Raw genomic sequence first — 8122 nt, 5'->3', positions numbered from 1 at the left:
ATCTGCGTGATCTACAAGCGGCGTGCCTGCTTTTCTGTCAGCGACACGTGTCCCCGGCGTGTCCCGCACCCATCAGATCCCGCGACCCGCAACGGGAGACGACCCACCCAGAACCATCCCACCCATACACGGCCACCATCACACCCGGCAACACGACCATCACCATCCAAATCGCGAACTTGCCGGAGCCCTGCTGGTTCCGGTCGTTCCGTCATCTGGCGGCGATAGTTGTTCGGGCGGTGGCCGGAGGGGTGCCGTAAATAGAGAAGTCCCCGGTAGATCACAGGGTGTCTACCCCACTGTGCCCTTGACCGAGGACTTCCGTTGCTAACCTACCCTGGTGTCGTCGACCTGCCCGAGTCGACCCTGACCTTCCTTGCGGGGCTGCTGGCCGAGGATCGCGCCCAGCGTCGGACCTGGCGCAAGCTGCCCCCACGCGAGCAGGCACTCCTGGTGCTCGTCCACCTACGCAAGGGTGAACGCTACGAGCAGCTCGCCGAGGGCTTCCAGGTCAGTGTCGGCACCGTCCACAACTACATCCGCGAAGCCGTCCGCCTGCTCGCCACTCACGGCCGGACCCTGCTCGCCGCGGTCTGGATCTTCGCGTGGACCCAGAGCAACTTCCTCATCCTCGACGGCACCGTCGTGCGTACCAACCGTGTCCGCGCGCACAACAAGCTGTACTACTCGGGCAAGCACAAGTACCACGGCATCAACCTGCAGGGCCTCACCGACCCCTACGGCCGGCTGATCTGGATCTCCGAAGGGCTTCCCGGCTCCGTCCATGACCTCACCGCGGCCCGGATGCACGACATCCTCGATCTGATCGACCGCTCGGAGCTCTACCTCTACGCGGACAAGGGCTACGTCGGCGGCGAGGGCGACAGCCTCCTCGTCCCGATCAAGAAACCCAAGAACAACGACCTCCCCGACCGTGACAAGGAGGCCAACCGGACCCACGCCACCACCCGCTCACAAGGCGAACGAGGATTCGCGGTCCTCAAGAACTGGCACATATTCGACCGTTTCCGTGGCTGCCCACGCCGCGTCGGCACCTTCGCCCAGGCCGTCCTCGTCCTCGCCACCGAGGGCCTTTAGGAAAACCAACTTTGAAATGGCTCCTTGTTTACCGTCTTGCTTTACCAGGCACCGGCCGCGACCCCCTTTGACTTGTAAGGAGAGGGTATGCCACGAAAGGCATTGACCGACATCCGGATGCCCGGTAAGCTAAGAGTGAGTTTTTTGGTTAGTGCTTATTGTGGCTCCCGTTCCAGCGAGCAGCCGCTTTTTCATTTGCGCCGCTTCAGGGCGGCCGGATGCTCGGTAAGCGGCGGTGCCGGGGCCGCTTGCGACCGCTCAGGATGCAGTGCGCCACCTCGACGGCCAAGCAGACGGCCACGAACATGCGCCAGGCGGCGCGGGACAGCTCCACCGCCCAGGCCCGCGCGGAGTTGTCGAGGGTGGGCCTGGAGTGGTGCAACTTGCCTGTACTTCTGTCAAGCGCCGCTTCGCGGCGGCGGCGGCGACCAGTACCGCATGCCCTCTCCTGGCGTGGGATCATGGCCCAGTGACCGAACCCGCCCTCATCCTCTGGGACATCGACCACACCCTGCTTGAGATCAAGGGCGTCAGCCGAGACATTTACGCCCGCGCCTACCAGCTCGTCACGGGCAGACCCATGGAGCAGCTGGCCGACATGACCGGCCGCACCGAGCGCGCCATCATCATCGAGACCCTGCGGCTTGGTGGGATCACCGAGCCGGAGCCGCTGCTACCGGCCTTCTATGAGGCCCTGGGTGAGGCGGCTCAGCAGCTCCAAGGCCGGATGAGGGGCGCCGGCCGCAGCCTTCCCGGTGCCGGTAAGGCTATTGCGGCGTTGGTGGCCGAAGGCGTTGTGCAGTCCGTCGTGACGGGCAACCTGCACTCCATCGCCGAAGTCAAGCTGGCCGCCTTCGAGCTGACGGAGCATCTGGACCTGGGCGTGGGCGGCTACGGGGACGACGACAGCGACCGGGCCGTGTTGGTGCGTCTGGCGATCAAGCGGGCCGAAGCCGCCTACTCCGTAAGCTTCCCTCGGCCACGGGTGGTGGTGATCGGGGACACCCCGCACGATGTGAGGGGCGCGCACGACGCTGGCGTGCGGGCAGTGGGCGTTGCCACCGGCAGCAGCACCGTTGGGGACCTCGAAGCTGCCGGGGCCGACGCCGTTTTGCCGGACCTCACCCGGCCCCGTGCCCTCCAAGCGGCGGTCTTCGGTCTCGTGGGCTAACTGGCCGGGCCAGCCGTTGCCAGCCGGAACCGCTCGCCGAAGTCCCGCGCCGCGGGCACGGTGCCGAAGGGCTCAAGCCCGTCCGCAAATTCTTTCAGACGCAGGGCTACCCGCGTCGAGCCGATGGCTTCGCTCAGGGAGAGGGCATCGGCCGCCGTCTGGCAGGCCTGCTCAACGTCGCCCGCCTTCAGATGGCACTTCGCTAGCCGGGACAAATAATGCACCTGGTCCCGGATGCGGTGGGGCGTGCGCTGGGTAAGCAGGCCAATCGCCTGCGTCAGCGCCGCTGCGGCCTCGCCGGTTTGGCCCAGTTCGAGGAGGCAGGCGCCTTCCTGGGCGGCCACTTCCACTTCGTCGACGTAGGACACCCACAGGGGCTCGTCCCGGTGGCCGGCAGCCTCGAAGTCGGTGCGGGCGGCGTCCAAGGTGCGGCGGCAGCCATCAGGGTCGCCGACTCCGGCTTGGGCACGGGCCAGCCTCGTGCCCAGCATCGTCTTGGTCAAGGGCGTGAGCCCAGCCGTCCCGGAGGCCAGCGCCGTTTGCGCCAGCGACAGCGCCGGCCCCGGCCGTCCCCGGTAGGTCTCTTGAAGGCTCATGTAACCCAGGGCGCTGGCGGCCAAGCCCGGCTCGTCGCTCTCATGAGCGACGTAGATGGAGGTTGTGAAGTAGCGGCGGGCCTGGCCGTGGTGGTCGGCGTCCAGTGCAAGCCAGCCGGTCATCTGGGCGAGCTGGCCGAAGGGAAGCAGCCCGTCACCGGGGTCCTGCTCCACCGTTACCGCCATCCGGGCGACATACCGGGAGAGGGGCAGATACAGGCTGTCGCCGCCCAACTCGTCGTCAAGCTGCAAGAACAACTTGAGCAGCAGTTCCGCGCTCTGGCCCGTAGTCATGCCCTCAAAGGCGGAGATGCCGATGGTGGGGCTACGGGTCTCGCCGGCGGCCAGGGGAAGGCGCCCAGCCGTCAGGCTGCCCAGCAGCGCCGGCAGGTCCGGCCCCGCGGGCACGGGCGGCGTCGGAGCCGCCGGGGCAGGCGCCGGCCGCTGCTCCGGAAGCTGGAACCACAGCAGCTGCGCCGGAATGCGCAAGGTCCGCGCCCACATCAACAGGCGGTCGAGGTCCTTGATGGGCGGGCCGGACTCGATCCGGGATAGCTGCACCTGGGAGATGCCGACCCAGCCGCCAACCAGTTCCTGCGACAGCACCCGGCCGTGCCAGGGGTTGCGCCGGTAGGCCGCAATCACTCGGCCGATGTGCCAGCTGGCCAGGGCGTCGCGTAGCTCGTCAGTCTCCCAGAAATGACCGGGCACCACTGGGGCCTCAAGACGGCGCTGCTCCTGCTTGCGCTGGCAGGCCGCGCAAAACCCGATCTTGTGATCGCGGGCCAGGCGACCCCCGCAGGAGCGGCAGTACCGGCCTGATGCCCCGTCCATGGCCCCGACTTGCCCCCGTTCGTGGTCGCCCTGGTGCGCTCGGCAGCAGTGTAAACGGGCCTTGGTCACGCCAGGTGGGGAACCCGCTGCACCACGTATAGCCGTCATACATGGCCCGTCATGGCCGTATCCGTCCCGTCCGCTCACGCTGAGGACCAAGGCGCCCGGGGCCGGGTCGAGGACCCCGCTCCCCGGCCTCGGGCGCACGTCCACGTCAGTGGATCTTCCTGCCAGGATTGGAGGCACCGGTGGATGCAAACACCGGAAGGCAAGACTCCGGGCTGGGGCCGCCGGGCGGTGCGGCGCTGCGGCTGATTGCCGAAGGGCTCGGGGCGGCGTTGGAACGGTTGGAAGCGGCCGGCGTCGTCCTCGCCTGCGACGCGGGCGACCTGCCCACCACCGCCGTACAGCAGGCGGCCTTCGAGGAGCGAACCGAGGCCGTCACCGCGGAACTGCGCCGGTTGCACATCGAGGTGCGGCGGATGCTTGACCGGCAGCGCCCCACCCCTGCGGCTAGCCTGTCCCGCCGGGCCTTCCTCATCTGGCCAGGGTTCCTTCCGAGTGGCCAGGCTGCCACCCGCTTCCCCGCCTCATGAACGGCCGCCCGCCGTCCTCGACGGAGTGCCAGCCAGCACGGACAGTGTACGGCTACATCAGCTCCGAGCACGCCGACGAAGCCGAAATCGACCGCTTCCACGACCAGCTCACCGCCCACGCCCAGGCCGAGGGCTTGGCCCTGGCCGAAATCTTTGTCGACCGGTCCATACCGCCGGGGCGCATCGTGCGTCCCGGCCTCACGGTCCTGCTCGAAGCCGTTGTGAGGGCGGAAGCCTGCGGGGTCTTGGTGGCAAATCTCGATCACCTGTCGCCGCTGCCCGCCGTCCGGCAGGCCATCGAAGTGGAAATCGAGGTACTGGGCGCCCGGGTGCTCACCATCTCGCCGGCCACCCCCTCCCCGAGGCCGGCATGAACCTTCCGGCCAGCACCGCACCCCAGCCAGCTGCCCATCTGCGGGCCAGCGTCCACCAGTTCGCCGCCACTACCACCGCGCCGGCCTTGGCGCGGCAGGCGGCGGCCGGGTTGCTGGAAGGCTGGGGACTTACAGATATTCTCGACACCACGGCCCTGCTCGTTTCGGAACTCATTACTAATGCCGTCCGGGCCACGGAAAGTTCCGGCGGAGGCTCAAGGCCCATCGTATCCATGCGCATCAGTTGGGCCGCGCGAAGCCTCATACTCGAAGTCTGGGATCGCAACCCGAAGCCGCCCGAACTTCAGGTTCAATATCTCCACGGTGAGAGTGGCCGGGGCCTTCATATTGTCGAAGCCCTGAGCACGGCGGCAGCCTACTACCCGTCGCCCACCGGAGTGGGCAAAGTTACCTGGTGCCAGATTGAGGCACCCGCGCCGCCCGAAGCCCAGGAGTCAAACCCACTACTACCGCACCGTCGGGCCACGGTCGCCCGCACGGGTCCGGGGATGGTTTTCGATGACATGGCTGTACTGAAACGGGTGCTCGCTGGCCTGCAAGCCCTGGACGGCCGTCTACCCCGGAGCGACGCCATGAGATAATAGCGCCAGTATCTTCGCCCAATTTCGCCGTACTTCCGGAGCTTCCTTATGCCGTTTGCCGCAGACCGCTGGATGACCGAATACCCTGCCTGGCTACCCACCGATACCGGGGTACGCCGTGTATTTGCGTTGCCGGGCGGCCCGGTCCTGGCGGAGGTTCACGGGGGCAGCCTCACCCTTACGGCCCTGGGCGGTGAGGCGGCGGAGCCGCTGGCGGATGTTTTCGGGATGCCAGACGGTACTGCCAGCGAAGTGCCGGAACTGGCCAAGGAGCTGGCTGGCCTCGGGCTGGTGGGACGCTTCCGCAACCCCTCGCTGTGGGAGGCACTAGCAACCGCGATTCTGCGCCAGGTCATCCGGGCGGGCCAGTCCAAGAAGCTCTACCGACAGCTGTGCGCCGTCCACGGCGAGCAGGTAGCGCTGCCGGACGGTGGCGCGTTCGGCCTGTTCCCAAGCCCCGAAAAAATCCTTGAACTAGACGACGAGCAATACGGAGAGCTGGGTCTTGCCTTCAAGCGGCCAGCATTGCGGGCCGCCGCCACGGCCTACCTGGCCCATGGCGAAAACTGGAAACGTCTGCCCCTGGCTGCTCTGGTCGACGAATTGCAGAGCGTCCAGCGCATTGGCCCTTGGACGGCCGGTGCTGCTGTTGCCGACTACACCAATACCTGGGACCTGTACCCCTACGCCGATCTAGCCGTACGCACCTGGGCCGGGCGGGCTGCTCCGGCGCACCATTGGTTTCACAATGAGCGCGCCTTCGGCGCCCAGTGGCGGCATCTGGCGGGGGAACACCTATCGACCTTGACCCTCCTGACCCTTGCTTGGGGATCGCAACATGGAGACATTGGATGACGGCCCCGTCCTGGGTGCCGACCTGAACCAGTCGCTCGACGCCGTTTTTATCAACGCCCCCTTGCGTGATTACGGCGTCCGCCCACGGGTAAACGACTTCACCTTGCCGGTTCTTGGCATGGCCTACATCGCAACCTATGCCAGTACCCAGGGCTTCAACGTCGGCGTACTTGACGCCGAAGCCCTGGGGCTCGGTATCAAAGAAACCTATCAACTGGTGAACCGGCTCGGGCCGCGCTGGGCTGGCTTCAACCTCCTGGCCCCCACCTACGAGGTGAGCGCCGAAATCGCCGCCGGCCTGGACCGAGACATCATGGTCATGGTCGGCGGCCACCAGGCCAAGGCCATGCCTGCCGCCATCATCACCGACCCCCGCTTCGAGGCTCTCGAAGCCCTGGTGCTTGGCGAGGGCGAAACCCGCGTGGCAGAGCTCTTGCAGGACAAGCGCTCCCGGGCCGATCTGCCCGGCGTGATGTGGCTCGACCCCATCCTTCATCAGCCAGTCACCGGCGGCCGTCCGGGCGCGGGCCACCACCTGAGCCCCGATGTGGACCGCCTGCCCTTCGTCGACCGCCGGTTTCTGGTGGGCGACCCGTACCAGGCGCCAGACGGCCGCGTCGAGGCCAACATGGTCGGTGCCCGCGGCTGCCCCTACGACTGCTCCTTCTGCGGCGCCGCCGTCAGCGCCAACCCGGACATCACCATCCGCACTCGAACGCCCGCCGGCATCATCGCCGAGATGGAGGTACTGCACGCTACCGGCGGCGTGACCGCCTTCCGCTTCGTCGATGATCTTTTTCTGGGCTACGAGCGGTTCATCCGCCAGTGCATGGAGGCCTTCACCGCCGCCCGCCTCGGGGACCGCTTCGTCTGGGACGCCACCGGCCGCATCAACATCCTGCACCGGGCCGACGACGCCCTACTGGACCAGCTCGCCGCCAACGGGCTGCGGGAAGTAGCCCTGGGCGTCGAGTCCGGCAGCGAGCGGCTGCTGCGGTACATGGGCAAGCGGATCAGCCCAGACATGACCCGCTCCGTGGTGCGCCGCCTCACCGAGCGCGGCATCAGCGTCAAGGGCTACTTCATCCTGGGCTTCCCCACCGAGCGGCGCGAGGAACTGGCGGCCACAGTCGACCATGTCCGCCAGCTGTGGGAGGTGGCGGACGGCCAGCCGGGAGACTTCCGGGCCTCCGTCTTCGAGTTCCGCCCCTACCCCGGCACCCCGGAGTGGGACCGGCTCATTGCCACCGGCCGCTACCAGCCCGCGCAGCTGCTGGCCTACACCGCCGTGGATCTCACCGGGGGCGGCCTCGACGAAGCCATGCGCGGCCGGGATGAGTTCAACTTCTCCGTGAACATCCAGTTCGGCGAAGCCACGGTAGACGAGGTGCGGGCCGCCCTGGTGGCGCTGTCCCGCGAGCAGCACGCCCGCTCCAGCGTCCGCCGATGACGGGCGGCTTCTTCCTCGCCATTGACGGGCCCAGCGGCATCGGCAAGAGCACGGTTACGGCCGCCCTGGCTCGGCAACTTGCCGGAGCCGGGCTGCCGGTGCTGGCGACCAAGGAGCCCACCGCCAGCCCCCTGGGGAGCCTGACCCGCTTCGGCACCGACGACTACCAGGGGATCACCCTGGCCTGCTTGGTGGCGGCCGACCGCTACCAGCACCTTGAGACGGAGATTCGCCCGGCGCTGGCCGCTGGCACCGTCGTGGTTTGTGATCGTTATGTGGCCTCGTCCCTGGTGCTCCAGGGCCTCGACGGCGTGCCGGCCGATTTCCTCTGGACGCTGGCGGCCGCCGCCGACCGGCCCGATCTAACCATCATCCTCACGGGCGACCCTGTCCGCTCCCGTGAGCGGGCCGCCCAGCGCGGGCTCTACAGCCGGTTCGCCCGCGATCGTCCCCGCTGCCGGATCTGTCGTCATGCTGGTCATCTGGTGCCTCCTCTACCTGCGCGTATGCACAGAGTGTCACAGTGGAGTTACACCGTTGTTCTGG

General features: G+C 67.6%; 10 protein-coding genes. 8 read left to right on the top strand and 2 right to left on the bottom strand.

Annotated features, from left to right (window positions below):
* The first annotated feature begins 324 nt into the window (after positions 1-324).
* A complete protein-coding gene (locus AC08OP_RS14850; RefSeq protein WP_476614742.1) occupies positions 325-1098 on the top strand; it encodes a transposase family protein in 774 nt (257 codons plus the stop codon).
* A 205-nt stretch (positions 1099-1303) separates the two neighbouring features.
* On the opposite strand, the gene AC08OP_RS14845 is transcribed toward AC08OP_RS14850, so the two are convergent.
* Positions 1304-1480 (bottom strand): hypothetical protein, encoded by a 177-nt coding sequence (locus AC08OP_RS14845; RefSeq protein ID WP_476614741.1) that lies wholly within the window; start codon positions 1478-1480, stop codon positions 1304-1306.
* An 87-nt stretch (positions 1481-1567) separates the two neighbouring features.
* On the opposite strand from AC08OP_RS14845, the gene AC08OP_RS14840 reads away from it, so the two are divergent.
* Positions 1568-2269, top strand: coding sequence for an HAD family hydrolase (locus AC08OP_RS14840; protein ID WP_476614740.1), 702 nt, complete (start codon positions 1568-1570; stop codon positions 2267-2269).
* Here AC08OP_RS14840 and AC08OP_RS14835 read toward each other — a convergent pair.
* A complete protein-coding gene (locus tag AC08OP_RS14835) occupies positions 2266-3576 on the bottom strand; it encodes a helix-turn-helix domain-containing protein (protein WP_476614739.1) in 1311 nt (436 codons plus the stop codon). The genes AC08OP_RS14840 and AC08OP_RS14835 overlap by 4 nt on opposite strands.
* A gap of 371 nt (positions 3577-3947) precedes the next feature.
* Here AC08OP_RS14835 and AC08OP_RS14830 point away from each other — a divergent pair, with 371 nt between their 5' ends.
* The 6 genes from AC08OP_RS14830 to tmk all read left to right on the top strand — a co-directional run.
* Positions 3948-4295 (top strand): hypothetical protein, encoded by a 348-nt coding sequence (locus AC08OP_RS14830; RefSeq protein WP_476614738.1) that lies wholly within the window; start codon positions 3948-3950, stop codon positions 4293-4295.
* A 44-nt stretch (positions 4296-4339) separates the two neighbouring features.
* On the top strand, positions 4340-4669 hold the full coding sequence (locus AC08OP_RS14825) for a recombinase family protein (protein ID WP_476614737.1): 330 nt from the start codon (positions 4340-4342) through the stop codon (positions 4667-4669).
* Complete coding sequence (locus AC08OP_RS14820; RefSeq protein ID WP_476614736.1) at positions 4666-5271, top strand: ATP-binding protein; 606 nt, start codon at positions 4666-4668, stop codon at positions 5269-5271. The genes AC08OP_RS14825 and AC08OP_RS14820 overlap by 4 nt, the downstream gene beginning before the upstream one ends.
* Before the next feature lie 48 nt (positions 5272-5319).
* Positions 5320-6126, top strand: coding sequence for a DNA glycosylase family protein (locus tag AC08OP_RS14815; protein WP_476614735.1), 807 nt, complete (start codon positions 5320-5322; stop codon positions 6124-6126).
* A complete protein-coding gene (locus AC08OP_RS14810; protein ID WP_476614734.1) occupies positions 6092-7576 on the top strand; it encodes a B12-binding domain-containing radical SAM protein in 1485 nt (494 codons plus the stop codon). Before AC08OP_RS14815 ends, AC08OP_RS14810 begins: the two co-directional genes overlap by 35 nt.
* On the top strand, positions 7573-8122 hold a 550-nt coding region (tmk, locus tag AC08OP_RS14805), incomplete at its 3' end, for a dTMP kinase (protein ID WP_476614733.1). The genes AC08OP_RS14810 and tmk, both read left to right, overlap by 4 nt.

The sequence above is a fragment of the Frankia sp. CeRuru1 genome, from assembly GCF_977966315.1.
The sequence above is the reverse complement of the archived record's forward strand: the minus strand, read 5'-3'. Positions and strand labels throughout refer to the sequence as shown.

Coding starts and splice junctions, on each gene's coding strand:
- AC08OP_RS14820 (WP_476614736.1), top strand. CDS start 4,666: ATGAACCTTCCGGCCAGCACCGCACCCCAGCCAGCTGCCCATCTGCGG.
- AC08OP_RS14815 (WP_476614735.1), top strand. CDS start 5,320: ATGCCGTTTGCCGCAGACCGCTGGATGACCGAATACCCTGCCTGGCTA.